Origin of the sequence: Archangium primigenium (genome assembly GCF_016904885.1) — a bacterium.
GTDB lineage: Bacteria > Myxococcota > Myxococcia > Myxococcales > Myxococcaceae > Cystobacter > Cystobacter primigenius.
On the sequence record NZ_JADWYI010000001.1, the window covers coordinates 2,529,123 to 2,554,680 of the forward strand.

The following is a 25,558-nucleotide window of genomic DNA, read 5'->3' on the forward strand; positions in this document are numbered from 1 at the left end:
TCCTGGGCACGAGGCCCGGAACTCCAGGGCTTGCGCTAACATGGGTTGGCCATGCGCTCCAGTTCCCCGTCGGTGCCGGACCCGAGGGTTCCCCTGCAGGCGCTCGCCCGGCGCATCCGCGCGCTGCGCGAGCGGCGGGGGCTCACCCAGGAGGACTTCGCCTCCCGGTGTGGCATCTCCGTGAGCTTCGCGTCGCTGCTGGAGCGCGGGGAGCGCGGCCCCAGCTCCGAGACGCTGGTGCAGGCGGCGCTGGCCCTGGGCGTGCCCCTGGCGGAGCTGTTCCGGACCGAGGAGGACGAGGCGGCGGGGGTGCACCGGCTGGTGGACTTCGCGCGGGAACGCTCCCTGTCACGCGCAGAGGTGGACCAGATGCTGGAGGTGGCGCGGGTGCTCTTCGGCGCGGGGGCGCGCGCCGCCCCGGGACCCGCCGCCCCTGAACCCCCCCGGTGCCGGGTGGAGGCGTGTGGGCGGGTGGTGCTGGCGCGGGGCCTGTGCGGCGCGCACTACCACCGCGAGCGCCGGGCGGTGAAGGCGACGAGGCCCTCCCCACCCTGACGCCCGGCGGGACTACTTGCGGCGGGCGCGCTCGAGCTTGAGCGTCTTGTTCTCGCCGTACGACTTGCCGTGGAGCGCCTCGAAGGCGGCCACGTCCTCGTCGGCGATGAAGACGTAGGCGTAGGTGGACTTGAGCTCCACGCGCTGCACCTTGCCGGCCGGCGCCCCGAGCGACTCCAGGGTGCTGGTGACGGTGGCCTCGTCGGCGACGTCGGAGCGGCCCAGGCCCACCCACAGCCGGGCCTGGCCGGGCTGCTCGGGGGTCTCGGTGCGCTCGGGCCGGGGCGGACGCTCGCGGGTGCCGCGGGGCCGGTGCCGGTCCACCTTGAGGGTCTTCTGGCCGTGGCCCTTGCCCTCGAGCGACTCGAAGGCCTGGGCGGAGTCCTCGGGCACGTAGGCGTAGCCGTAGTGGCCGCGCAGGAGCGCCCGGGTCACCTGGCCCGCCGGAGCGCCCGCGGCCTCCAGGGCGGCGATGAAGCCCGCCTCGTCCAGGCCGTCATCCGTGCCCAGGTTGAACTTGAGCTTCGCCTCGCCGGGGCCCGCGTCGGGGGAGGGCGGGGGGCGGTTCGGGTCGCGCTCGCCGCGCGGCCGGCTCTTCTCCACCTTGAGCGTCTTGTCCTTGTACTGCTTGCCGGACAGGGCCTCGTAGGCGGCCAGGTCCCCCTCGGACACGAAGACGTAGGCGAAGCCCGGCTTGAGGTCCGCGCGCACCACGGTGTTGGCCGGCGCGCCCGCCTCCTCCAGCGCGGTGACGATGCTGCCCGGGCCGAGGCCATCCTCGCTGCCCAGGTTGATCCACAGCTTCACCTCGCCCGGAGCGGCCTCCAGCGAGCGCCCGGGGGCCCGGTCGGGGCGATCCCGGCGGCGCTTGTCGCCAGTGCGCTCGTCGCGGCGCTCCTCGCGGCGCGACTCGCCCGGACCCTCGGCGCGGCGCTCCTCGCGGCGGGGCGGACGCTCGCCCCCGCGCTCCTCGCGGCGGGGCGGACGCTCGCGCTCACCGCGCTTGTCGCGGCGGGGCTCGGACGTGCGCGAGGGGGCGGACGCGGCCTGGCCGGTCGCCTCCTCGGCGGCCTTGGCCTTCTCCATGCGCAGGTGGCTGAAGAAGTACTTGAGCAGGAAGGCGATGAGGTCGTCCGAGTCCGCGCGCCCCTTGAGGTGCGACACGAGCGGCAGGAAGCCCTCGAAGATGGAGCCGGAGGCGGCGTCGCGGATCTCCCGCACGTGGCGCTCGGCCCACAGGCGCACGGCCTCCTCGGGGGCGGGCATGCGCTTCTTCTCGAACTTGATGCCGAACTTCTTCTCCAGCGTGGTGTACGTGGCCAGCTCGCGGCCGGAGAAGAGGTTGATGGCCGTGCCCTTGTTGCCGATGCGGCCGGTGCGGCCCACGCGGTGCAGGTAGACGGCGGGGTCCTCGGGCAGCGAGTAGTTGATGACGTACTCGAGGCCGGAGATGTCGATGCCGCGCGCGGCGATGTCCGTGGCCACCATGAAGGCCACTTCCCCGCGCTTGACCTTGGCCATCACCCGCTCGCGCTCCTTCTGCGGCAGGTCGCCGTTGAGCAGGTCCGCGTCGAAGCCGTTGCGGTTGAGCACCGCGGTCACCAGCGCCGTGTCATCCCGGGTGTTGCAGAAGATGATGGCGTTGCTGGGCTCCTCGGCCTCCAGCACGTAGATGAGGTTGCGCGGCTTCGGGTACTCGTCCGACACGTCGTAGCGGATGTGGTGGATGTGCTCGACGGTGAAGACGTCGCCGGAGAGCAGGAGCGTCTCGGCGTTGGTGGTGTAGCGCGCGATGAGGTTCTGGATGTCCGTGGGCACCGTGGCGCTGAAGAGCAGCACCTGCCGGTCCTTGGGAAGGCGGTCGAGGATGCGCGTGACTTCCTCGTAGAAGCCCTGGTTGAGCATCTCGTCGGCTTCGTCCAGCACCGCGTGGGTGCAGGCGTCGAGCTTGAGGTTGCCGCGGTTGATGTGGTCGAACACGCGGCCGGGCGTGCCCACGATGATCTGCGTGCCCTCCTCGAGCGCGTCCTCCTGCTGCTTCATGGAGGCGCCGCCGTAGATGGCCGCCACCTTCACGCCCTTGTACTTGCCCAGGGCGCTGAGCTCCTCGGACACCTGGAGCGCGAGCTCACGCGTGGGGCAGAGGATGAGGGCGCGCACGCGCTTGTCCTCGGCCGACAGCTTCTCGAGCAGGGGCAGGCCGAAGGCGGCCGTCTTGCCCGTGCCCGTCTTGCTGCGCACGATGAGGTCCCGCCCCGCGACCACGGGCCCGAACGCCTTGGCCTGGACAGGGGTGGGGTGGGTGTAGCCCCGCTCGGTGATGCCACGGCGCAGGAGCTCGGAAATGTTCAGGTCATCGAAGCTGACGTCCGCCACGTACTCGGCGGGGCGGGACGAGGCTTCGGCAGTGGTACCCGGCTGCTCCGGGGTTTCGATGTCACTCATCAGGCAGGGGGCATAACCCCTGCATTACCCTCTGGCAACAATCGGAGCACTTTGCTTAAGGAACCCCTCATGGCGATTGGGAGGAAGAAAACGGGCGGGACGGGCTCCCGGGGCCGGGCCAAGAAGCCCGCCGAGGCCCCGACCCCCTCGGAATCCGAGGCGCAGGAGCCCGAAACCGTCGAGCCGGAGGCCCTGGAACCCCTCCTGGAGGAACTGGAGGAGGTGGACGCCGAGCTGGAGGAGGCCACCCCCTCCGCCCGGGCGCCCTCCTCGGCCCTGGTGCGCGCGGGCGATGCGGCCGTCACCCGGACGGACCCCCTCCAGGCCTACATGAACGAGGTCCACCGCCACCCCCTGCTCAAGCGGGAGGAGGAGGTGTCGCTCGCCCGGAGTTTCCGTGACACTGGAAATGTCCAGGCCGCCTACCGGCTGGTGGCGAGCAACCTGAGACTCGTGGTGAAGCTGGCGCACGAGTACCACCGCAACCCCCTGTCCCTGTTGGACTTGGTGCAGGAGGGCAACATCGGGCTCATGCAGGCGGTGAAGAAGTACGACCCGGAGCGGGGGGTGAAGCTCAGCTCCTACGCCGCATGGTGGATCCGCGCCTACATCCTGCGCTACATCATGGACAACTGGAAGATGGTGAAGCTCGGGACCACCGAGGCCCAGCGCAAGCTCTTCTTCAAGCTGCGCCAGGAGCAGGAGAAGCTGGTGGCGCAGGGCTTCGAGGTGACGCCGAAGATGCTGGCCGACCGCCTCAACGTCACCGAGCAGGACGTGGTGGAGATGGACCAGCGGCTCGGGCACGACGAGGTGTCCCTGGACGCGCCGGTGGGTGGGGACGACTCGACGGCGACGCGGGGCGACCGGCTCCTGCCGTCCTCCTCGTCCATGGGCGCCGAGGAGCGGCTGGGCAACGAGGAGCTGCGGGTGCTCTTTCGCGAGAAGCTCCAGGAGTTCGCCAAGTCGCTCGAGGGCAAGGAGCGCTACATCTTCGACCACCGGCTCATCTCCGACGAGCCGCTCACCCTGCAGGACATTGGCGACAAGTACGGGGTGAGTCGCGAGCGGGCCCGGCAGATCGAGGCCGCGCTCATCAACCGGATGCGCGAGTACATGCGCGAGCACATCCCGGACTTCGACCTGGTGGCGGTCCCCAAGGGGTAGGCCCGGGGGCCTGGACGCCCCCGGCTATTTCTTCTTCGTGTCGTCCGGCGCGCGGTGGTCGCGGAACGTGGGCACCTCTTCCATGCGGGCGTCGGCGTAGCCCCAGTGCTCCACGTCCACGCGGTACTGGCCCTGGGCGATGATCATCCCCCGGCACAGCTTCTTCTTCTCGGGCTCGTTCTGCTGGTGGCGCGCGCGCTCGAGCAGCTCCTCCCAGACCCACTGGGGCACGTGGTCGCGCTGGCCCGGGTAGGCGAAGCGGTAGAAGGTCAGGTGCGCGAGCAGCACCTCCCAGTGCGGCTGGAAGCGCATCATCAGATGGTTCCAGTCCATCTGCTTGCCGCGCGCGAGGATGAGGTGGTTGATGTCCGTGCCATCGAAGCGCTCGCGCTCGCACACGAAGGACTTGGACCAGATGATGTCCTCGGGGGGCGCCACCAGGATGGGCAGGCCGTGCACGATGCCCGCGGTGGCCCGGTCGATCCACAGGTCGTCCACCACCGCGATGCCGTTGCCAGAGCTGAAGATGAGGTCCGCGAAGTACTCGTCGCTGGCGTACGCCTTGGCGATCCACACCGGGTCGTGCATCTTCGTCTGGAAGGACATGGCGGACAGGGCCTCCATGGCGCGCTCCACGTGCTCGCGCTTGAGGAAGAGGTCCAGGTCCTTGGTGTCCCGGTAGATGCCCGTATAGAGGTGCAGCGCGTAGGCGCCCGCCACCACGAAGGGAATCTCCGCGTTCTTGAGCGCGCTCAGGGCGAGCAGGTGCGCGCCCCGCTCGATGGGCGGGCGCTGGTCCGCCTGCATTGGCGGCGGGGCCTTGCTCGGGCGCTGCTCGATGGGCGGGGTGGCGCGCTGGGGCTGGGGCCCGCTGCCTCGTTCCGCCGTCTGGGTGTCGGTGTCGCTCATGGCCGCCCTCGCTGGTCTTGTCGGAGAAGGTAGGGATGGAGGCAGCCAGGCGCAGGGCGGGGCGTCACACCCCCCGCCCGGCTGGCCGCCTGCCCAGCGGGACTACCGCGCCCAGAGCGCGGTGCCCGGCTCGCTGCCGGCGACCTGTCGCTCGGCGTGGCGGTAGGCGAGGGGCTCGGACGCGGCCTCCACCTTCATGCGTTCCCCCCGTGGACCATGGAGTTCCAAGTGAAAGACCTTCTCCCGCTGCCCCTCGTTGGCGATGCTCCATCCAGCCTGCCGGATGTGCTTCTTGCACACGCGCGTGCGTCCCTTCATGTCGTGCCTCCCGTCGAGCCTGGCGAATGAGCCACTCAGGATTCGTCCGGGTGCGTCGGACGGCACGAGGGCCCGCGCGGGGCGTGCCTGGATGCTCGCCCCGCGACCACGCCAGCTCAGGCGGCCGGGGGGCCGGGCGGACCGCCGAAGGGCCAGCGGAAGCCCGCGTATTGAAGGACATCGGGCGCCTTGCGGCCGTGCCAGCCCACCGCCTCGCCGGGACGCAGGAGCAGGGCCCGGGGCAGGGTCTTGTCGCGCCCCCGGACCTGGGCCAGGCGCTCGGGGTAGGGGTCCGCGTCCGGGTTCTCGTCCCGGGTGCTGGCGCCGCTCACGGGCGTGCCGGGGTAGCCCGGGTAGCGGGGGCCCATGCCCTCGCGCCAGTACCAGGGGGCGCCGCCATCCGCGCAGGGCACCACGTACCGGGCGCCGAGCCACTGGCCATAGCGCAGCGCCTCCTCGGGGCCGGCCATGAGCCGCTGCGGCCGGGTGAGCGCGTCGAGCGGCACGTCGACGAGGTAGGCGTCCAGGGTGGTGTAGCCGAAGAAGAGCGGCTCGAGCCGGAAGCCGCGCACGCCGCAGAAGAGCACGTCCACGGGAGCCTCCTCGCGCACGGCGTGGCACACCGACTCCATGTCGCCGCGCACGTCGTGGCCGGCGTCGGCGAAGAAGGCCGCGGAGAAGCCCGGCGCGCGCACGAGCCACGTGTTGCCCTGGTTGAAGAGCCCCGGGTAGAGGCCCTCGCCGTCGGTGGGCTGCTCGCCGTAGAAGGGCAGGGCGCGCACGGTGATGTCGCCCACGCGCCGCTCCTCGCCCCAGCCGAGCGCCTCCACGCGCGTGTAGCCCAGCTGGGTGAGCCGCAGCACGCAGTCGGTGGAGAAGAGGCTCTCGCGCGGCACGGCGGGCACGAAGATGCGCGTGTCGCGCGGCAGTTGCAGCAGCGAGCCCAGGTGGAAGTGGTCCCCGTGCGAGTGGGTGATGACCACCGCGTCCACCGGCCCCAGGTCCTTGGGCTGCATGGGCGGGTAGTCCGCGTCCAGCGCGTGCGCGGGGCGGAAGTACGGGTCCACCAGCACGCGCGCCTGGGCGCTCGCCACCAGCACGGTGTTGTGGCCCACGAAGAGCGCGCCCGGGGTGGGCACGGGCACGGTGCCCTCGTGTTCCTCCAGCCAGCCCGCGCCGGACAGGTCCGCGAGCAGCTCGCCCGCGGCGGGCCGGGCCGACAGGGCGCGCAGCTCGGCCGGGGTGGCGCCGCGCGCGAGCGTGGCGAAGAGCTCGGCGAGCGCGGGCCACTCGCGCGCCTTCACCGGGAAGTCGAGCCCCTGCGCGTCGCGCCGCAGGTGCAGCACCCGGGGCGTGTGCCGGGTGGCGTCCGGGAAGAGCACGTCGGACCGGAGCGGCCGGCGGCCCTGGCGCCGGGGCCCCTCGGTGCACAGCGCGGCGTAGCGGGGCGTGTCCTCCAGCCAGCGCACCAGCGCCTGGGCCTCGCGCAGGGCCCGCTCGGGTCCCAGCTCCGCCAGCCGGCGCTTGAGCGCGGCCTGGGCGTGGCGGACGGGGCGGGCGGTGGGCCCCTGGATGCTGCAGCCCAGATCCTCATGGTGCTCGGCTTCGTTCCGGGCCGAGGCGAGCACGGCGAGACTGATTTCCCGGCGCAGCGACAGACGCATAAGTTCGTGGTCCTACCAGGACGAAAGTACCAGTGATGAGAGACGATTCGGGGCGCTTGCCCGCCCCCTGCTTTCCGATGATGCTCCGCGCGCGACCGGGACCGTGGGCTGGAGGCGGAGGAGGGTGCCGGGTGGATTCTCTGTTCCAGCCATCGGAGGGGGCATGAAGGGTGTTTACAGGAAGGTCGCCGTCCTCGCGACGGTGGGTACCCTCCTGGGTCAGGTGGGGCTCGCGGCCGCCCGGCCCCCGAGTGCCTACCGCGAGTACGACAGCACCCTGTTCGTCAACGGGGGCTTCAAGCTCGCCTTTCCCAAGAAAGGCCGGGCCGTCTCGCCGCGGGAGAAGGGGGGCGAGGAGGCCGTCTCGCCCGTGCTGTTGCCGCTGTCGGTGTCGTCGTTCCGCACCGTGGGCAACCCCATCATGCCCAAGCGCATCGCCTCGGGCGTGTCGGACCTGGACGCGGACACGCGCCGCCAGCTCGAGGCGGCCCTGCTGACGCTCTTGCGCGAGTACGAGCAGATGCTCGACCGCAACGACGACTCGCGCCTCAAGAACAACCTGGCCGGGGCCTTCAACCACCTCTTCGGCGCCGCCTACCGGGTGCTCAAGGGCGCGGGCCTGTCCTCCGAGCAGCAGAAGAGCATGCTGACGCAGCTCAACGCCGGCTTCGCCCTGGGGCTCAAGGAGCAGCGGCTGTCGGACCGGCAGAAGCAGGAGCTCTACGAGGCCGCCGTGCTCTCGGGCTCCATCATCCTCGGGCTGTCGGGCGAGGGGCGGGACAAGGACGTGAAGACGGCGCGCGCGCTGGCGCGCTCCCTGCTCGAGCAGCTCATGGGGATTTCCCCGGAGCGCATCCACACCGAGGGCGAGGCGGTGTGGGTGGAGTGAGGTCCGGTGGGCGCCACGAGGGGCGCCTCGGTCCGGGTCGCTACGGCCAGGGGCGGGAGATGACGCAGGCGTTGATGCCGCCCACGCCCATGGACAGCTTGCCGGCGCAGCCCTGGGGCGAGGCCACCGCCGCGTCGAAGACGTAGCGGCCGTGCACCCGGCCAATCTCCTTGTTGAGCTCGCCCTCGCCCAGGGGCGTGGGGAACACCTGGCCCGCCGCGTAGCCGAGGTACTGGGCCGTCAGCTCCCAGCCTCCGCCCGCGCTCATGCCGTGGCCGAAGGTGCCCTTGCGCGCCGTGACGAGCACCGACTCGGGCATCACCGCGCGCAGGGTCTCCATCTCCAGGAAGTCACCCGGGGTGGCCGTGGCGTGCAAGTCCCAGCTGCCCATGTCCGCGGGCGTCAGGCCCGCCTTGCCCAGGGCCTCGTGGATGGCCAGGGTGGGGCCTTCCTTGGAGGGGGTGATGATGTGGTCGGCGTCCGAGGTGACGCCCACGGTGACGGGCTCCATGCCCAGGGGCTTGAGCCCCTTGGCGGTGAAGTGCTCCAGGTCCCCGAGGATCCACACCACCGAGCCGCCCGCCACGTGCGTGCCGCGCAGCTGGGTGAGGGGCTTGGACACGGCGCCGTCCGCGCTCACCACGCGCGCGTTGTAGAAGCCGCCCACCACGAGCGGGTGCGGCGGCGGGTCCGTCATGCCCAGCACCACCGCCTGGGCGTCCCCGGAGCGGATGGCGTCCAGCGCCAGCTTGAGCCCGTAGCCGAACGAGGAGCACGCCGCCACGGGCGCGAAGCTCATGCCGGTGAGCTTGCCCAGGATGGAGATCTGCGAGGCGGGCATGTTGTGGATGTTCCAGAGGATCTCCGCCGGCACCGCGTTCCACGGCGGCTCGGGCGCGCCCCACTTCTTCTGCAGGCGCTGGTTGCGCGTGCGCTTCTCCTTGATGACGGCGAGCTTGGCGGCCTCCACGTTGCCGCTCTCCACGCCCAGGCCCTCGATCTGCTTCTGCTCGGCCAGGTACTCGCCGAGCTCCGGGGACTGGGCGGCCCAGAAGTGCCACCAGGCCTCCTCGGCCTCGTCCCGGTCATTCTCCTCCACGCTCGCGGGGTCCGCCGGCAGGCCCGGCAAGGGCTCGCGCGTCTCCAGCCAGCGGCGCAGCACGCTGTTGCGCTCGGGCGCCGCCCAGAACCGGTCCCACTTGCGCTGGGCGCGGTGCAGGCCGAGCGTGATGTCGTGGATGGTCGGCAGGTCGCCCAGGCCCGTGCCCACGTAGACGTGCGTGCGCGGCCCGAGCGCCTGCAGCTCCTTCTCCAGGCCCGGGTTCTGGCCGAGCGCCTGGATGAAGGAGCCGATGGCCATCTTCGTGGGCTGGCCCATCTTCTTGTCGAGCTGGGCGAAGCGCGTGGCGGGAAAGCGCGCGTCCACCCACGGCTTGTACTCGGAGAAATCGAAGTCCGGCTGGCCCACCAGGAAGTTGTTGGGACCAAACCCCGTGGTGAACGCGGACAGCCAGCTGTCCGAGGAGGCCAGGTTCTTCTCGAAGGACTCGATGTTCCGCGACCGGGGCGCGACCACTCCCCAGCCAAAGATTCCGACTCTGCGCACGGTGATTGTCCTCGAAGGCGAGCGCTAGAGCGGCTCGATCCTCAGGTTGTCGAAGTAGAGCTGGGCCTCCCAGGAGGAGAACCCGAACCGGTCATGGCCTTTTCCCACGAGGGGAAGGGGATCGTCGAACTCCATGAAGGGCCGCCCGTCGATGCTCCAGCGCAGGAGCGAGCCCCGGCGCTCGATGCGCCAATGATACGTCTGCCCGATCTTCACCGGGTAGGGACGGGCTTCCACGCGCATGTGCGTGTCCTTCTTGAACACGCCCGTCTCCACCAGGCCCGCGCTCGCGCCCCCGCCCCGCTTCTCGGCCGCCCGCTGGGCCTGCGCCTGGAGCGTGCCCAGGGACGCGCCGTGCTCGTCCAGCCGCGCGATGATGGACAGCGTGTTGTTCCACCCGCCGTGGATGAAGACGTAGCCCGAGGCGTGGTCCGTGCCGTCCCCGAACAGCTCCACCTTGATGTCGCCCTCGGGCGACTCGGAGCGCACGTCGAACTCCACCGCCACGTTCGGCGGCAGCGCGGCCTGGAGCCACAGCGGGTTGTTCTTCACGCCGGGTGACAGGAGTTGCCCCTTCACCACGCGCCACAGGCCGCCCGTGGAGAAGAAGTCGCGCGGGACCACGCCCGGGTCCCCGAAGTCCTGGGTGTAGGGCAGGCTCGCGGTGGTGGGCGCCTCGCCCCGCAGCAGCGCGTAATGGAGGAGGGGGAACTGCAGGAGCACCAGCACCCCGAGCAACACCGCCCAGCCCCGGCCCGACAGGCCCTCGGGCTTCTTCCAGGCGACGTGGCCCGCGGGCTCGCCGGGGGACGTGTCCTGGGTGGCGGGGGCCTGGGGCCCCGGGGCCTCGGGTTGCTTCTCCTTGCGTCTGGCCTGGCCCATTCGGTGTCGCTCGTCCCCGGGGGAGGGTGAAGGGGCGCGGACTCTACGCGCGGCCCTGTTACAGGTAAAGCCCGACGCCCGGGCCTACTTCCGGGTCACATCCCAACGCTTCTCCATGGCCCGTTGTTCTTCCTTGCGCTTCTTGAGGCGCTGGCGCTCGGCCTGCTGCTTCTCCACCTCCTCGGGCGAGGGGCGCACGAGGATTTGATAGATGCTGCCGGCCACCGCGAACAGCGCCGCGGCGAGCACGATGCCCCAGGGCTGCCGGGCGAGCGCGCCCACCAGGCCGCTGAAGTGGTGCAGGGCCGCCATGCCGCCGATGACGAGCAGCCAGGCGCCCAGGCACGAGCTGATGATGGCGGACATGGGACGCGAGAGCACCACCGCCACCAGGCCCCCGAGGATGAGGCCCGGCGCGAAGCCGAGGATGAAGTCGTTGGGCCCGGCGATCTCCCCGCCGAGCAGGCCCAGGGGAATGCCCACGGCCAGGTAGATGATGGCGGGGGGGAAGATGAAGCCCACGGCGGCGAGCACGGCCGCCGCGAGCGTGGGCAGGCGCGGGTCCATGCCGGTGAGGGAGAAGCGCGCGAGCAGCACCCCCGTCCACGCCAGGCCGATGAGCGCGCCCAGCGGGCCGGCGACGAGGCGGAAGAGCCGACCGCCGCCCATGAGCAGCAGCACGAGCCCGAGCGCGCCACACACGATGCCGGCCCACATGGGCAGCACCCGGTAGAGCGCCACCCAGCCCGCGGGATTGAAGGTCTGATAGGCCTTGAGGGCCTCGATGTACGCGTCCAATGCGGTGTCCTAGTAGCGCGCGGCGGCGAGCCCCACGAGCAGCACGAGGAGAAGCGCGGCGAGCGCCGCGAAACCAAAGAGGGCGGGGGGCGGCGTGGCCCGGCGCAACAGGTCGCGCGCCTGGGCCGCGTCCTCGGGGCCCGGCTCCCGCGCGAGCACCCGCGTGGCGAGACGGCGCGCGGCCACCACGTCGCCCGCGTCCTTGAGCTGCCACGCCTCGCGCATCCAGGGAGACGCGGGGTCTGTGGGCGTCTGTCCGCCTTTCGCCATGCCCCCCGTGTATAGCGGGGAATGCAAGGGCGAGTCGACGGTATATAGGTCCCCCATGTCCGTGCGCCCCCTCAGCCGTCGCCACCTCCTGTTCGGGAGCGCGGCGCTCGTCCCGTTGCTCTCCGGTCGTGCCTCGGCCTTTGGCGAGAAGAGCCGCTTCATCCCCGCCGTGGCGCGTCACGGGGGCCGCTGGGACGGGCGGTTGTCGGGGCTCCGACGAATCGCCTGGGAGCTGCAGCGGCGCACCTCGGTGGAGGTGCTCCCCGACGCCCGGCCCTTCGCCCTGTCCAGCCCGGACATCTTCGAGTTCCCCTTCCTCTACCTGGGCGGGGACGGGGCCTTTCCGCCCTTCAGCACCGCCGAGGTGGAGAACCTGCGGCGCTACCTCACCTTCGGCGGCTTCCTGCTCGCCGACGCCAACGACGGCAGTGACGGCCAGGGCTTCGACGCGAGCTTCCGCCGCGAGCTCGCCCGGGTGCTGCCGCAGAGCCCCCTGCGCGACGTGCCCTCCACGCACGTCGTCTTCAAGAGCTTCTTCCTCCTGGAGTCCGCCCCGGGGCGACTGCTCAACAAGCCCCAGTTGCAGGCGGCGAGCATCGGCAAGCGCGCCGCGGTGATGTACTCGCAGAACGACCTGGCCGGGGCGTGGAGCCGCAGCGAGGCGGGCGACTACGAGTTCGACGTGTCCCCCGGCGGAGAGCCCCAGCGCGAGCTCGCCGTGCGCCTGGGGGTGAATCTCTGCATGTACGCCCTCTGCCTGGACTACAAGGACGACGCCGTCCACCTGCCGCTCATCCTCAACAAGCGCCGCTGACTTCATGGACACCACTGCCTTCAATGCCTGGAAGCTCGTCAGCCTCTCGCCCCTGCCCGTGTGGGTGCTGGGGCTTCTGGCGGTGGGCCTGGCGCTGGGTGTCGTCCTGGCCGCCTGGGGCGTGCGCCGGGAGTCCTCGCGCGCGCGGCGCTGGGTGCTGTGGCTGCTGCGCGCGGGCGCGGGGCTCGCCGCGCTCTTCTTCCTGCTCGAGCCCGGCATCCGCAACCTCCAGGTGGCGCGGATGAAGAACCGGCTGGCGGTGCTCGTGGACCGCTCGGCCTCCATGAACTTCCCCGTGGAGCCCGGCGGCGTCACGCGCTCGGCCCAGGCCGCGGACTTCGTCACCCGCGCCACCGCGGGGCTCGCCTCGCTCGCCGACCGCTACACCGTGGAGGTGTACGGCTTCGATCCCGAATTGTCGCCCACCACCGCCGAGGCGCTCGCGAGCGAGCCCGCGCGCGCGGGCACGTCGGACCTGCTCTCGGCCCTGCGCGCGGCGGGCGCGGGCGCCCAGGGCGGCAAGAAGCTGGGCGGCGTGCTGCTGGTGAGCGACGGGGCGGACAACGTGGACCTGGCCCAGGGCGCGGTGGGTCGGGCGCGCGCGGCGCTGGCGGACCTGGACGTGCCGGTGTCCACCTTCCTCGTGGGACAGGAGGCCCTCAAGGACCTGGCCGTCGAGCGCGTGAAGGTGGACGACTTCGCCTTCGTGCGCAACTCGCTCACCGTGGAGGTGGAGCTGCACGCCCGGGGCTTCTCCGGCCAGGAGGTGCCGGTGGTGCTCAAGCAGGAGGGCAAGGTGGTGGCGAGCAAGTCCGTGCGCTTCGACTCCTCCGACGACGTCAAGCCCCTGGGCTTCACCTTCACCCCGGATCAGACGGGCCGCTTCGTCTACACGGTGAGCATGCCCGTCTACCCGGACGAGGCTGTGGGCGAGAACAACAGCCGCTCCTTCGTGCTCAAGGTCATCCGCGACCGGGTGCGCGTGCTGCTCGTGGTGGGCAAGCCCTCGTGGGACGAGCGCTTCCTGCGCGGGCTGCTGCGCCAGGACGCCAACGTGGACATGGTGTCCTTCTACATCCTGCGCACCATGTCCGATGACCCCGGCGTGGTGAGCCAGGAGCGCGAGCTGTCGCTCATCCCCTTCCCCATGGAGGAGATCTTCGACACGAAGCTGGACACCTTCGACGTCGTCATCTTCCAGAACTTCGGCTACACGGACTCGTCGCTGTCCATCGCCCAGTACGAGCGCAACCTCGAGCGCTACGTGCACAACGGCGGCGCGCTGGTGATGATCGGCGGCGACAGCGTGCTCGGCGAGGGCCGGGCGAACATGCCCACCCTCTACGAGGCCCTGCCGCTGGAGGGCGCGGGCCCCGCCAGCCCCGAGCCCTTCAAGGCGCGGCTGACCCCCGAGGGCCTGCGCCACCCGGTGACGGCCATGGCCTCGGGCGGCGTGAGCACGGAGGCGGCGTGGGGCGAGCTGCCGCCCATTCCGGGCGCCAACCTCACGCGCGCCAAGCAGGGCGCCACCGTGCTCATGGACCACCCCTTCCTCACCGCGGACGGCAAGAACGCGCCGCTCGTGGCGGTGTGGGACTACGGCCGGGGCCGCACCCTGGTGATCGCCACGGACGCGAGCTGGTACTGGGCCTTCAACGCCCACAAGGAGGGCTCGCCCAACCGCACCTACGACCGCTTCTGGGGCAACGCGCTGCGCTGGCTCGTGCGCGACCCGGACCTGACCACGCTCAACGTGACGGCGGATCCGCCCTCCGTGGAGCCGGGCCGGCCCGTGGGCGTGGTGGTGGCGTCGCGCACGTCCGACTATCAGCCCGCCCAGGACGCCCAGGTGCGCGTGGAGCTGGTGTCCGTGGACACGCAGCGCCCCGTGGCGGTGCAGACGGGCCAGACGGGGCCGGACGGCGTGGTGCGCCTGGAGTTCCCCCCGCCCGCGCCCGGCCCCTACAAGCTCGTGGCCACCGCGAAGAAGGGCGAGACGGACCTGGGCCAGGGCGAGGACGCCGTGGCGGTGCGCGCCGTCGGGCCCGAGCTGTCGGACGCCTCGGTGCGGCCCGAGCTGATGGAGCAGATCGCCAAGTACACCGGCGGCAAGGCCTACCGCCTGCCCCAGGACGGACTGCCCGGGGACGTGCCGCTGCTCGACCCGCCCGTGGTGGAGGTGGGCCGGGCCAAGGACAAGCCCCTGTGGGACCGGTGGTACTACCTGGTGGCGCTCGTGGCGCTGCTCGGCGGGGAGTGGTTCCTGCGCCGCCGCTTCGGCTACGTGTGAGCCGCCGGGCCCGGGGGACTTCATGAACGCCGCGGACATCGACGCCATCCTCCGCAGCACCCTGGAGGACCGCACGCTCACCCGGAGCGAGCGGCAGGCGCTCCAGGCGGTGCTGGAGGAGCGCAAGGCGAGCGAGGCGCTCCTGGCGCTCTTCCGCTCGCGGGCGTTCGAGCTGGCGCGCGACTCCGTCACCGACTTCCGGGCCCGCGAGGTCATCACCTGGCTGGAGGACATGGTGAAGACGCTCCTGCCCGCGCGCGAGTCGGGTCAGGTGGACGTGCAGTTCAGCCCGGGCGAGGGTCCCCTGCGCACCATCCTCCGGCTCATCGGCGAGGCGCGGGGGAGCGCGGACGTGTGCGTCTTCACGCTCACGGATGACCGCATCACCCGCGCGCTCCTGGAGGCGCACGCGCGGGGCCTGCGGCTGCGCGTGGTGTCCGACGATGGCAAGGCGTTGGACCCGGGCTCGGACGTCGAGCGGCTGCGCGCGGCGGGCATTCCCGTGCGCCTGGACCGGACCCCGGCGCACATGCACCACAAGTTCGCCGTGTTCGACCGACTGCGCCTGCTCACCGGCAGCTACAACTGGACGCGCTCGGCCGCGACCGAGAACCACGAGAACGTGCTCGTGTCGGAGGATGCCCGGCTCGTGCAGCCCTTCTGCCGGGCCTTCGACGCGTTGTGGGAGTCCCTGGAGTAGCCGCTTGGGCTCAGGGCTCGAGCTGGATGGCGTAGGTGGTCCACTTCGCGAGGTCGAACAGGGCGTCGCGCTCGACCTGGAGCGTGGTGGGGGAGATCAGGGTGAGCCGCCCCGTGCCCGCGCCCGGAATGTCCCGGGTCTTGTATCCCGTCTCGCCGTTGCCCTGGCCGCCGTGGATCTGACTGCTGGCCATGAGCAGGGTGCGGGTGGGGTCCACGGGCGAGGCGAGGGTCGCGGTGGCCTTTCCCTGGTTGTTGCCCACGGCCAGGGTGCTGTCCTGCACGACCGAGCCCGTGGGGAAGGAGATGCGCTCCCAGTAGACGGCCTCCACGTCGGCATTGTCGCACGTGCCCTCCGCGTAGCGGCTGAAGGCGATCGAATTGACGGTGGAGAGCTCCGCGCGGACCATGCGGTTGCAGATGTTGGCGTCGGACTCGACCTTGGTCGTCAGCGTGGTCAGCAGCGCGGTCCGGTCCTTGGCCTGCTCTGGGTCCAGGCCCGTTGCGGACAAGGCACTGCCCGTCATCTTGCCCGTCTTCCCGCGAGACACGAGCGCGCCGTCCATCTCCACGACCTGCACGTTGTAGGTGTTGTTGAAGCAGTTGGCCATCAGGACGACGTCCACCTGGTTGTTCTGGGTGAGTTGCACGCCCGCGATGTCGTTGTTGCCGGTCTGCGCTCCGTCCTGGGCGGCGCTGAAGAGGACGAAGGACTTGGCGAGGTCGACGGGGTTGAAGGTCACGGAAGTGGTCTGCCCGGTGCAACCCTTGGTGAGGTGCTGGACCCGCAGGCCGTTGGCCTTCTCCACCACCTGCCATTGGATGACGGCCTCGCCCTTGTTGCCCCGGCGATTGCACACGACGCGCCCGGCTTCCAGCAGGCAACGGACGAAGGAGTCCTCGGGATTGTCGGTGGTGGTGGTGGCCTGGAAGACGAGGAAGCTCTTGGACAGGTCGCGCAGCGCGGGGCTGAACGCGCAGTTCGTACCCGTCTGGTTGTTGGCGAGGGTGCACAGGCCTCGGCGCACCAGCGGGATGATGTCGTGCTGCTGGTTCACCCCGGTGAGCGAGTGCTGGGACGCGGTGAGGGTGACCTTGCCCCCCGTCTTGCCCTTGAAGCGGAAGTTGACCTGCTGTGCCCCGGCGGGGACGGGCAGGGAGGACAGGGCGGAGCCCGTGCAACCACTCTCGGCATGGAAGCCGAAGTCCCCCGTCGCGTCGGAGGAGAGGGTCAGGGTGGTGGCCGTGGGGAAGGACGTGGGATTGCCGAACTCGTCCTGGATCCGCACGCCCACGGGGCTCGCGCACTCGCCGGCCAGCAGGGTCTGCGGTCCCGAGGGGAACTCCAGGCGCTTGGGAGGACCGGCGATCACGTTCAGGGCCTGTCGGGCCTCCATGTTGCCGCTGGCGACGACGAGGTCGAAGCGGGTGGGCGTGGTGCCTCGCACGTAGACGGTGTGGGTGCTGCCCTCGGGCAGCGCCGCGAGCGGCTGCGTGCAATCCCGGTCCCGGTGGAGCGAGACTCCCGCGCCGGGCTCGAGCTTCACCGTTCTGGGCGTGCCCCTGGAGAGGTTGCCGAACGCGTCGCGCCATTCGATCTCGACGGCGTTGCAGACGCCGGCCAGCGCGGTGTCCTGGCTGGGCTTGAGCACGGGGACGCCGGGTCCCGGGACGATGGCGTGGGACACCTGGGTGGTCGCCAGCCCCGTGGACGACGCGAGCAGCTGGCCGTTTCCGGCGGTGGTGCCGCGCACATAGAAGGTGAAGCGGGACTGGCCCGGGGGAATGCTCGGCGTCGACAGGGAGGAGGAGCAGTTCGGGTCCGCGTGCAGCGTGGCGCCCGAGGGCAGCGTGTTCTCCAACGTCAGGGGCGTGGGGAGGTTGGGTCGGGTCGCCAGGCCATCACTTCCCACCCGCTCGATCGTGAGGGGCCGCGAGCACGCGCCGGCTTCCCGCTCGTGCGCCGCGTCGACGAACGCCAGCGCGGTGGGCATCCGCTCACAGGCCTGGGCCGAGCACGTGGCGTCGTCACAGCCGCGCTTGCCGTCACAGTTCAGGTCATCCGAGCCGTCACAGAGTTCCTGCACCTCCGGCTTGCGCTCGGCGCGGTCGTCGTCACAGTCCGGGCCGCCCGCTTCCGCGGACACGAAGCCGTCCCGGTCCCGGTCCAGGGCCGCGCCGGGCCGCTGCAGCGAGAGCACCACCTGCTGGATCTTCCCGGACTCGAAGCGGGCGGTCTCGGCCAGGCTCTGGCCGTTGAAGCGCAGCGAGGCCTGGCCGCACTCGCCGCCCCACAAGGCCCGGGCCTGGAATTGGAGCTGCTCGGGCAACTGTCCCCGGAAGACGCCGACGCGCACTTCGTCGCGGCCGGAGGGGCGCGCCACCTCTTGGGTCTTGATGCGCGTCCCATCCGGGTGGAGCAGATCCAACGCGATGCAGCTCGCGCGCACATCGGCGTCGACACGGATGAGGGCGTGGACGGCCCCGGGGTCCTTGCCGCACCCGGCGAGGACGAGGAGGAGGAGCAAGCCGGCTCGGTGCATGGGCCGCAGTGTATTCTCCCCGGGGACCGGATTGTTGGACCAACCACGGTTGCCGAGACGTTCCACTCCCAGCGTCATCACCCGCCGTGAGGAGAACGCATGACCCAACGTCTCAGGGCCCCCATCCCCGCGCGCGAGCCGGGGGCCGGGCGCTTCAGTGCCGGGCCACCAGCGTGACGCCGCCGATCATCAACGCGCAGCCGACGAGGCGCCAGAGCGTGGCGGGGTGCTCCTTGAGCCCCAGCCAGCCGAAGTGGTCCAGCGCCACCGTGGTGACGAGGGCCGCGGTGACGGTGAGGCCGGTGAAGGTGCCCGCGCCCACCCGGTCCGTCGTGTACTGCATGGCGATGATGTAGATGGCGCCGAAGATGCCCCCGAGCCAGGCCCACCACGGGGCCTGTCCCACGCGGCTGTACGCGGAGAAGGAGAAGCCCAGGAAGGGCGCGCTCACGGCGAGCGTGAGGATGCCCACGGTGTAGACGATGAAGGCCGCCGCGATGGGCTGCTCCAGGCTCTTGCCCAACTGGGTGTTGTTGCCCGTCTGCAGGGAGTTGAGCACTCCCGAGAGGATGACGAAGGGGATGAGGAGCCACTGCATGGAGACAATCCTTTCCATCGAGCGCGAGGCCTCGATGTACGGGAGGACGCGTGGGGGCGGACGCGCGGATTCACCGAGAGGTTTGTTTTCCTACAGGCCCACGGGCACGGGCACCACGCGCGTGGCGCCGTAGACGGGCGCCCAGCGGCGCTGCACCTCGGGGCCGTTGAGGAAGCCCACGAGCCAGCGGAAGGCGGCGAGCGGGCCGCCCAGCGTCTCGGCCCACGCGAGGCCGCGCGGGGAGAGGTTGGGCACGAGCGGCCCCAGTTCCTCCTCGCCCCGGGCCATGCGGGTGACACCCAGGCCCTCGTCGCGCAGACGCCGGGGCACCCACAGCGGCGCGAAGCGGGCATGGCGATGGTCATGCACGCAGCCCTCCTCCTCCAACAGCGCGGCGGACAGGGGCAGCTCGCGCACGTTGAACAGGAGCTTCACCGCGCAGCGGTGTGGATCCCACGGGCCGCGCAGCCGGTGGTCCCCCCGGGGAATGAGCCGACGGTCCAGGTAGCAGAAGGCGCGGGCCTCCGCGGGCAGCTGTCCCCGGTGCCTCGCTCCGGCGTAGCGGAAGAAGGGCCGGATGAAGGCGGGCTCCACCTGGAAGGGCGGGCCGTCCTTGAGCGCGCGCAGCTTGGGCACCAGCGGCTCGGGGATGCCCCACGTCTGGGCGAAGGTGGCCAGCGCCTCCGGGGGCGTGCGCGCGAAGTGCTCCACCCGCTCCGTCAGCCGCTGGGCATCCGCGTCCACCAGCAGCTCGTCGAAGCGGGTCTTCACCCCGGGCAGGCTCACCGGCACGAGCGTGGTGAGGGGCTCGCCCGCGTCGCTCCAGTCGGCGTCCAGGCTGGCGGCGTCGGTGGGCGTGGGGGACAGGCGCCACTCGGGCGCGCAGGGGCGGAAGGTTTCCCGGGGGACGGGCGCGGCCCGCTTGTGCACGTACGGGGTGTAGAGGGGGACCCCGTCGGGCTCGGGCGGCGAGGTCCACACGGTGATGCAGGTGCGCACCTGCGTGCCCGCGAAGACGCCCGGGCCCAGGTCCACCACCTCGCGCAGGGTGAGCGTGCGCAGGAGCGTGGCGCGCAGGGGCGCGTAGAGGAATGCTTCCAAGAGGCTCGTGGGGGTGATGAAGGTGAGCACCCCGGGGCGGTGCGCGAGCCGGTGGGCCGCGAGCAGCAGGAAGAAGGCGAAGTCGTCGCGCAGGCTCGTGCCCGGCAGCAGCGTGAGCGGCAGGAGCGAGCGCAGGCGTGCGTAGGCGTCCCGGTCCTTGAGCACGGGCGAGGTGCCGTTGTAGGGCGGGTTGCCCACCCAGACTTCCTGGGCCACGGCGGGCAGGCGCGCGAGCAGTGGACCCAGGCCCTCGCGCAGGGCATCCCCCACGTGGATGTCCGCCTGGGGCACGCGCGCCTGACAGGCCCGCGCCACGTCCGGGGACAGCTCCAGGCCCGCCAGGTGCGCGTCGGGCCGGGCCCGCGCCGCGGCGGCGAGGAAGGCGCCCGCGCCACACGCCGGGTCCACCACCGCCAGGGGCCCCGGCCCGGCATGCGCCAGGGCGAGCGCCAGGGTGCGCTCGACGAGCGGCGCCGGGGTGTAGAAGGCGCCCAGCGCGCGCCGGTCGAGTCCGGGGAACTGGTGGACGAGTGCCTCCTCGTCGAGGACGGGTGGCACGGGAGGGACACGCGGCATCGGAGTGTCCCTCCTTTTACTACGGATGCGCGCTCAGGTGCCGGCGGGCACGGTCGCGGGCGGCGTCCCCGCGGCCACCTGCGTCATCAGCGCCGTCATCCGACGGGCGAAGCGGTTGGGATCCTCCACGCTGCTGCCCTCGGTGAGCAGGGCCTGGTCGTAGAGCATCTCCACCCACTCCTGCATCTGCGCGGAGCCCGGGTCCTTCTCCTGGAGCGCGCGCAGGTGCTGGATGATGGGGTGCTGGGGGTTGACCTCCAGGATCCGCTTGGCGCGCGGCACGCTCCGGCCGCGCTCGCGCAGCAGGCGCTCCACGAAGGCGTGCGAGCCGCCCTCGGGCACCACCAGGCAGCAGGGCGAGTCGGTGAGGCGGTCGGACGCGCGCACCTCGCGCACCTGCTCCTTGAGCACCTCCTTCATCTTCTCCGCGAGCGGACCCAGGCCCTTGGCGCGCTCTTCCTTCTCGCGCTTCTCCTCGTCCGTCTCCTTGAGCTTCAGGTCCGCGTGCATCGCCGACACGATGGGCTTGCCCTGGAAGTCCTTGAGGCCCTGGATGGCCCACTCGTCCACGGGGTCCGTCATGTACAGCACCTCGTAGCCGCGCTTCTTGAGCGCCTCGAGGTGCGGCGAGTCCACCACGGCCTTGCGCGTCTCGCCGAAGACGTAATAGACGGCCTCCTGGCCCTCCTTCATGCGCGACACGTAGTCGGCCAGCGAGGTGAGGCCCTCCTCGCGCGAGCTCTCGTAGCGCAGGAGCGCGCCGATCTTCTCGCGGTACTCCACGTCCATGGCCAGGCCTTCCTTGAGCACGGGACCGAAGGCCTGCCAGAACGTCCGGTAGTCCTCCGGCTTGTCCTTGGCCAGCTTCTCCAGCATGTCCAGGGTCTTCTTGGTCACGTGCTTGCGGATGCCGGAGACCACGGCGGAGTCCTGGAGCAGCTCGCGCGACACGTTGAGCGGCAGGTCATCCGAGTCCACCACGCCGCGCACGAAGCGCAGCCACTGCGGCAGCATCTCCTCGCAGTTGTCCATGATGAGCACGCGCTTGACGAACAGCCGCACGCCGCGCGGCTTCTGGCTGTCCAGGTCGAACGGCGGGTGCTTGGGCACGAAGAGCAGGCTGGTGAAGACCTGGTTGCCCTCGGTGCGGAAGTGCGTCCAGGTGAGCGCCGGCTCCCAGTCGTGGGACAGGTGCTTGTAGAACTCCTGGTACTGCTCGTCGGTGATCTCGCTCTTGGCGCGCTGCCACAGGGCGCTCGCCTTGTTCACCGTCTCCAGCTGGGTCTCGGTCGTGGCCTCCGCGCCCTCGCCCGTGGTCTTCTGGACCTGGAGCTGGATGGGGTGGCTCACGTAGTCCGAGTACTGGGTGACGAGCTCGCGCAGGCGCCACTCGCTCAGGAAGTCCTTCTGGTCCTCCTTGAGGTGCAGGGTGATGGAGGTGCCCCGGGTGGCGCGCTCGGCGGGCTCCACGGTGAACGAGCCCTTGGCCTCGGACACCCAGCGCCACGCCTGGCCGTCCTTGCCCGCGGCGCGGCTGACCACGGACACCTGGTCGGCCACCAGGTAGGCGCTGTAGAAGCCCACGCCGAACTGGCCGATGAGGTTGGCGTCCTTCTGCCCGCGCTGGGCCAAGAGGTCGAGGAACTCGCGCGAGCCGGAGTGGGCGATGGTGCCCAGGTTCTTCACCAGCTCGTCATGCGTCATGCCGATGCCGGTGTCCTCGATGGTCAGCGTGCCCGCGGCCGCGTCGGGGACGATGCGGATGGCCAGCTCCGCGCCGCCCTCGAGCAGCTCGGGCTCGGTGACGGAGCGGAAGCGCAGCTTGTCGAGCGCGTCCGAGGCGTTGGAGACCAATTCCCGCAGGAAGATCTCCTTGTGGCTGTAGAGCGAGTTGATGACCAGGTTGAGCAGCTGCTTGATCTCCGCCTGGAACTGATGGGTTTCCCGGGGGGAGGAGGATTCGACGGTCATGGATGGTCTCCGATTTCCCCTCCCTCTAACCATTGGGGCCCGCTTGTCCAGTAGAGTGCCCGCATGAGCCCGACCCCGCCTCCGTTCGGTCCCCCGCAGGGAGAGCGGGAGCTCGCCCAGATGGTGGACATCCTCGCCCAGGCCTTCGCGACGCCGCCCGAGGAGATCCGCCAGCGCATCCTGCTGCCCGGCGCGGACACCTGGGTGCTGCGCGCGGGCGGCGAGGTGTGCGCCACCGCGGCCCTCATTCCCATGGGCCAGTGGTTCGGCGGCCGGCGGGTGCGCTGCGCGGGCATCTCCGCCGTGGGGGTGGCGCCTCCCCACCGGGGCCAGGGCAGCGGCGGCCGGCTGATGCAGGCGGTGCTCGGGCAGGCGCGCGCCCAGGGCTTCGCGCTCGCCACGCTCTACCCCTCCTCGCAGGGCTTCTACCGGCGCGTGGGCTTCGAGCAGGCCGGGGCGCGCCTGGAGCACCGGGTGCGCATGGCCGGCATCGAGGTGCGCGAGCGCGGCCTGTCCCTGCGCGCCGTGCAGCCCGAGGACGGACCCCGGCTGCGGGAGGTGTACGCCCTGCACGCGCGGCGGCAGCAGGGGTGGCTCGACCGGGGCCCGTATGTCTGGACGCGCGTGACGCACCCGCGCACGGACCTCGTCTATGGCTACCTCGTGGAAGGGGCGGGCGGGGTGGAGGGCTATGTCTACCTGGCGCGCCGCGCGCTGCCCGGCTCCTACCGGCAGGAGCTGGTGCTCACGGACCTGGTGGCGCTCACGCCCGGGGCGGGGCGGCGGCTGCTGGCGTTCCTCGGCGAGCACCGGGCCCTGGCCACCGAGGTGGTGTGGCGCGGTGGCCCCGCCGAGCCCCTGCTCTTGCTGCTGGACGAGCAGGCCTACGACTCCAAGATCCTGGACCGGTGGATGGTGCGGGTGCTGGATGCGCGCGCCGCGCTCCAGACGCGGGGCTACGCGGAGGGCGTCTCGGCGGCGCTGCACCTGGACGTGGAGGACGCGCTGTTCCCGGAGAACGGGGGCCGGTTCGTGCTCGAGGTCACCCAGGGCCGGGCCCAGGTGCGCGAGGGCGGGGAGGGGGACTTGAAGCTGGACGTGCGCGCGCTCGCCCCGCTCTACACGGGCTACCTCACGCCGGACGCGCTCCGGCTCGCGGGGGCGCTGTCGGCCAGCGACGACACCCTGCGCGCGGCCACGACCCTGTTCTCCGGGCCGTTCCCCGCCATGCCCGACATCTTCTAGCGCGCCGCCCTAGAACACCCAGGCGCCGAGGCCCGCCGGGGCGCCCCCACAGGGGTCGCGCAGCCGGGCGATGGCCTCGTCATAGGTGAGGGTGCGGGCGGCGTGCTCCACCGTGGGCGACACCCAGTCGCGCCACGAGCGCAGGACAACGCCGAAGCGCCCCTCCTCGTTCTCCGCCTCGGACACGTGCACGAGCAGCCGCTCCTCCAGGGTCTCGCGGGCCTTGGTCCACGCGCCCTCCTTGTCCAGGAGCACCCGCCGGTCCCGCTCCACCGCGGACAGCAGCGCGCGGGCCTGGGGCGACAGGCCCTCCAGCGAGCGGCGGCGCCGGGTGGGCTCCATGACCATGCGGTACACCGCCGGCCACAGCCGCGCGTCCACGAACGCCACCTTGCCCTCCACGAGCCGCACCGCGAGCACGTCCGCCGACGCCCGGAGGATGCGCCCGAGCCGGTACATCAACCGACCCTTGGCGTGGGCGCGCCAGCTGCCGCTGACCGGCCCGCCCGCCACGGCCTCCACCAGTGAGGTGGTGCCCCGCGCGGGCACCTCCGTGATGACCCCCCGCTGGTGGACGAGCTCCAGCGCATCATGCTCGGTGCGGACCGCCATGGCTGTGCCTCCCGTGTCTGGAGTTCAGGGTAGTCAGCCGAGCGCGAACCCGGAACTGCTCCTGAGACGTAGGCACCCCTCCCACCCGCTGCCACGTCCCTGTAGCGCGGTGTCGTCGCCCGCTTCAGGACGCCGCGCCGCTCGGGCTGCCCGCGTCCTTCCCGGCAAGCGGGGCGGGAGGTGGGAGGCCTGGATTCTTGGAAATGAGCAGGCAGAGGGGCAGGGCCACGAGGACGATGGCGGTGGCCACCAGGTAGACGTCGTTGATGCTCTCCACGAAGGACCAGCGCTCGAGCTCGGCGGCCCCCAGCCCCCGGGCGCGCAAGAGCGTGGCCTCGCGCGCGCCGAAGGAGGCCAGCAGCGAGGTGAAGATGGCGATGGAGAACGAGCCGAAGACGTTGCGCAGCCAGTTGTTGATGGACGAGGCGTGGCCGCTGAGCGCGGGGGGAATCTGCTCCATGCCCGCGTTGCTCGCCGGCATGGTGGACAGGGAGATGCCGGCGTTGCGCACCAGCATCCACACGAGCACGTAGGTGCGCGAGGTGTCCGGCGTGAGGTGGGCCAGGGCGTAGGTGCCTCCGCCGATGAGCGAGACGCCCAGGGTGAGCAGCACGCGCGGCCCGATCCACGGGTAGAGCCGCCCCACCACGGGCATGAGCAGGGCCATGGTGAGCGAGGCGGGCAGGAGGATGAGCCCGGTGTCCAGCGCGGTGCGCCCCTGGATGCGCTGGAGGAACACCGGCATGAGGAAGGTGCCGGCGTACAGGCTGGTGGTGATGATGATGGAGATGATGAGCGTCATCAGGTAGCGCGCGTTGGCCAGCACCCGCAGGTCGAGCAGCGGGGCGGGCGTGGTGAGCTCCCGGCGGATGAAGACCGCGAGCGCGATCGTGCCCACGACGAACAGGCTGATCGTCCACGGGCTGTGCCAGCCCCAGGTGGCGCTCTTGCTGAAGGCGATGAGCAGGAGGAGGCTGCTCGTGATGACGGTGACGAGGCCCGTCAGGTCGAACGCGCCGGCCTGGCGCAGCCGGTACTGGGGCACGTGGCGCGCCGCCATCCCCAGCGCGAGCAGCCCCACCGGCACGTTGACGAAGAACAGCCAGCGCCAGTTGCCCACGGTGATGAGCCAGCCGGCGAGCGTGGGGCCGAAGGCGGGCGCGAGCATGGCCGACAGGCTCCAGAGGCTCACCGCCATGGGCTGCTTCTCGCGCGGCAGCACCTGGTAGATGAGCGTCATGGTGACCGGCAGGATGGCCCCGCTGAACGCGCCCTGGAGGATGCGAAAGGCGACGAGCGAGGTCGCGTCCCACGCCGCGCCACACAGGAGCGACGCCACCGCGAAGCCGAGCAGCGCGCCCAGGTAGAGCCGCTTCGCGCTGAAGCGGTCCCCCAGGTAGCCGGTCAGGGGCGCCACCGTGCCCATGGCGAGCATGAAGCCGGTGAGCGTCCACTGGATGAGCGACAGCTCCACCCCGAAGAAGCGCTGCAGCTCCGGCAGCGCGATGGTGATGGTGCTGGAGCTCATCACGCAGATGAACGAGCCGAGGAAGGTGGCGAACATGAACGGCCAGAAACGGACGTTCGCGAGGGCTTCTCGGCTCAT

Annotated in this window: 21 protein-coding genes; 7 read left to right on the forward strand and 14 right to left on the reverse strand. The window is 71.3% G+C overall.

Annotation, left to right across the window (positions count from 1 at the left end; all coding sequences use genetic code 11):
* Positions 1-51: 51 nt before the first annotated feature.
* Positions 52-555 (forward strand): helix-turn-helix domain-containing protein, encoded by a 504-nt coding sequence (locus I3V78_RS10795; RefSeq protein WP_204486800.1) that lies wholly within the window; start codon positions 52-54, stop codon positions 553-555.
* Between the two features lie 12 nt (positions 556-567).
* Here the strand turns inward: I3V78_RS10795 and I3V78_RS10800 are convergent, their stop codons facing one another.
* A complete protein-coding gene (locus tag I3V78_RS10800) occupies positions 568-3,000 on the reverse strand; it encodes a DEAD/DEAH box helicase (protein WP_204486802.1) in 2,433 nt (810 codons plus the stop codon).
* A gap of 69 nt (positions 3,001-3,069) precedes the next feature.
* Here I3V78_RS10800 and I3V78_RS10805 point away from each other — a divergent pair, with 69 nt between their 5' ends.
* Positions 3,070-4,167 (forward strand): sigma-70 family RNA polymerase sigma factor, encoded by a 1,098-nt coding sequence (locus I3V78_RS10805; protein WP_204486805.1) that lies wholly within the window; start codon positions 3,070-3,072, stop codon positions 4,165-4,167.
* 24 nt (positions 4,168-4,191) lie between these two features.
* Here the strand turns inward: I3V78_RS10805 and I3V78_RS10810 are convergent, their stop codons facing one another.
* From I3V78_RS10810 to I3V78_RS10820, 3 genes are all read right to left on the reverse strand, one after another.
* A complete protein-coding gene (locus tag I3V78_RS10810; RefSeq protein WP_204486807.1) occupies positions 4,192-5,076 on the reverse strand; it encodes a nucleotidyltransferase in 885 nt (294 codons plus the stop codon).
* 102 nt (positions 5,077-5,178) lie between these two features.
* Positions 5,179-5,394 carry a hypothetical protein gene (locus I3V78_RS10815; protein WP_204486810.1) on the reverse strand — a complete coding sequence of 72 codons (216 nt, stop codon included), beginning with the start codon at positions 5,392-5,394 and terminating at the stop codon, positions 5,179-5,181.
* A gap of 116 nt (positions 5,395-5,510) precedes the next feature.
* The gene (locus tag I3V78_RS10820) at positions 5,511-7,058 is read right to left on the reverse strand and encodes an MBL fold metallo-hydrolase (protein WP_204486813.1); all 1,548 of its coding nucleotides are present in this window, start codon (positions 7,056-7,058) and stop codon (positions 5,511-5,513) included.
* 163 nt (positions 7,059-7,221) lie between these two features.
* Here I3V78_RS10820 and I3V78_RS10825 point away from each other — a divergent pair, with 163 nt between their 5' ends.
* Positions 7,222-7,947 carry a DUF6683 family protein gene (locus tag I3V78_RS10825; protein WP_204486815.1) on the forward strand — a complete coding sequence of 242 codons (726 nt, stop codon included), beginning with the start codon at positions 7,222-7,224 and terminating at the stop codon, positions 7,945-7,947.
* Between the two features lie 40 nt (positions 7,948-7,987).
* On the opposite strand, the gene I3V78_RS10830 is transcribed toward I3V78_RS10825, so the two are convergent.
* From I3V78_RS10830 to I3V78_RS10845, 4 genes are all read right to left on the reverse strand, one after another.
* Complete coding sequence (locus tag I3V78_RS10830) at positions 7,988-9,553, reverse strand: beta-ketoacyl synthase N-terminal-like domain-containing protein (RefSeq protein WP_204486817.1); 1,566 nt, start codon at positions 9,551-9,553, stop codon at positions 7,988-7,990.
* A gap of 24 nt (positions 9,554-9,577) precedes the next feature.
* Positions 9,578-10,435, reverse strand: a complete 858-nt coding sequence (locus tag I3V78_RS10835) for a hypothetical protein (protein WP_204486819.1) — start codon at positions 10,433-10,435, stop codon at positions 9,578-9,580.
* Positions 10,436-10,519: 84 nt separating this feature from the next.
* Positions 10,520-11,233, reverse strand: coding sequence for a hypothetical protein (locus tag I3V78_RS10840; protein ID WP_204486822.1), 714 nt, complete (start codon positions 11,231-11,233; stop codon positions 10,520-10,522).
* Positions 11,234-11,242: 9 nt separating this feature from the next.
* Positions 11,243-11,503, reverse strand: a complete 261-nt coding sequence (locus tag I3V78_RS10845; protein ID WP_204486824.1) for a molecular chaperone DnaJ — start codon at positions 11,501-11,503, stop codon at positions 11,243-11,245.
* A gap of 55 nt (positions 11,504-11,558) precedes the next feature.
* On the opposite strand from I3V78_RS10845, the gene I3V78_RS10850 reads away from it, so the two are divergent.
* The 3 genes from I3V78_RS10850 to I3V78_RS10860 are packed head-to-tail and all read left to right on the forward strand — an operon-like array spanning position 11,559 to position 15,307.
* Positions 11,559-12,317: a DUF4159 domain-containing protein gene (locus I3V78_RS10850; RefSeq protein WP_204486826.1), complete on the forward strand. Its 759-nt coding sequence runs from the start codon at positions 11,559-11,561 to the stop codon at positions 12,315-12,317.
* 4 nt (positions 12,318-12,321) lie between these two features.
* On the forward strand, positions 12,322-14,607 hold the full coding sequence (locus I3V78_RS10855) for a glutamine amidotransferase (RefSeq protein WP_204486828.1): 2,286 nt from the start codon (positions 12,322-12,324) through the stop codon (positions 14,605-14,607).
* A gap of 22 nt (positions 14,608-14,629) precedes the next feature.
* Positions 14,630-15,307 carry a phospholipase D-like domain-containing protein gene (locus I3V78_RS10860; RefSeq protein ID WP_204486830.1) on the forward strand — a complete coding sequence of 226 codons (678 nt, stop codon included), beginning with the start codon at positions 14,630-14,632 and terminating at the stop codon, positions 15,305-15,307.
* Positions 15,308-15,317: 10 nt separating this feature from the next.
* Here I3V78_RS10860 and I3V78_RS10865 read toward each other — a convergent pair whose 3' ends face one another.
* The 4 genes from I3V78_RS10865 to htpG all read right to left on the reverse strand — a co-directional run bounded on the left by I3V78_RS10865 (position 15,318) and on the right by htpG (position 22,095).
* Positions 15,318-17,849 (reverse strand): putative metal-binding motif-containing protein, encoded by a 2,532-nt coding sequence (locus I3V78_RS10865; protein WP_204486832.1) that lies wholly within the window; start codon positions 17,847-17,849, stop codon positions 15,318-15,320.
* Positions 17,850-18,003: 154 nt separating this feature from the next.
* On the reverse strand, positions 18,004-18,447 hold the full coding sequence (locus I3V78_RS10870; protein WP_204486835.1) for a DMT family transporter: 444 nt from the start codon (positions 18,445-18,447) through the stop codon (positions 18,004-18,006).
* A 90-nt stretch (positions 18,448-18,537) separates the two neighbouring features.
* Entirely contained in the window at positions 18,538-20,124 is a 1,587-nt protein-coding gene (locus I3V78_RS10875) for an N-6 DNA methylase (protein ID WP_204486837.1), read from the reverse strand.
* A 33-nt stretch (positions 20,125-20,157) separates the two neighbouring features.
* Positions 20,158-22,095, reverse strand: coding sequence for a molecular chaperone HtpG (gene htpG, locus I3V78_RS10880; protein WP_204486839.1), 1,938 nt, complete (start codon positions 22,093-22,095; stop codon positions 20,158-20,160).
* Positions 22,096-22,158: 63 nt separating this feature from the next.
* On the opposite strand from htpG, the gene I3V78_RS10885 reads away from it, so the two are divergent.
* A complete protein-coding gene (locus tag I3V78_RS10885) occupies positions 22,159-23,340 on the forward strand; it encodes a GNAT family N-acetyltransferase (protein WP_204486841.1) in 1,182 nt (393 codons plus the stop codon).
* A gap of 9 nt (positions 23,341-23,349) precedes the next feature.
* Here the strand turns inward: I3V78_RS10885 and I3V78_RS10890 are convergent, their stop codons facing one another.
* Positions 23,350-23,952 carry an RNA methyltransferase gene (locus tag I3V78_RS10890; protein ID WP_204486843.1) on the reverse strand — a complete coding sequence of 201 codons (603 nt, stop codon included), beginning with the start codon at positions 23,950-23,952 and terminating at the stop codon, positions 23,350-23,352.
* A gap of 124 nt (positions 23,953-24,076) precedes the next feature.
* Positions 24,077-25,558, reverse strand: a complete 1,482-nt coding sequence (locus I3V78_RS10895) for an MDR family MFS transporter (protein WP_204486845.1) — start codon at positions 25,556-25,558, stop codon at positions 24,077-24,079.